General features: G+C 68.3%; 1 protein-coding gene. It reads left to right on the forward strand.

The genetic code is table 11. The features are described 5' to 3' along the window. A partial coding sequence (locus SB717_RS39985; RefSeq protein WP_410908929.1) for a D-alanyl-D-alanine carboxypeptidase occupies window positions 1-230 on the forward strand: 230 nt, incomplete at both ends.

Here is a 230-nt window from a genome sequence, read left to right on the forward strand (position 1 = left end):
CGTCATCTACGACGGCCTCCCGGTCGCCGGCAAGTCGGGCACGCTCGGGCCGGGCTACAACCGGTTCACCGGCTCGAGCTCGGTCGCGCGCGGGTCGGTGTTCGCGAAGACGGGATGGATCGACAACGGATACACGCTGTCCGGCATCATCAACTCCGCAGACGGCACCCCGCTGACGTTCGCCGTGTTCGCCCTCGGCAACGTCGGGGACAACGCCAAGCAGGCGATCG

Origin of the sequence: Priestia sp. SIMBA_032, assembly GCF_046535215.1 — a bacterium.
GTDB classification, from domain to species: domain Bacteria; phylum Bacillota; class Bacilli; order Bacillales; family Bacillaceae_H; genus Priestia; species Priestia aryabhattai.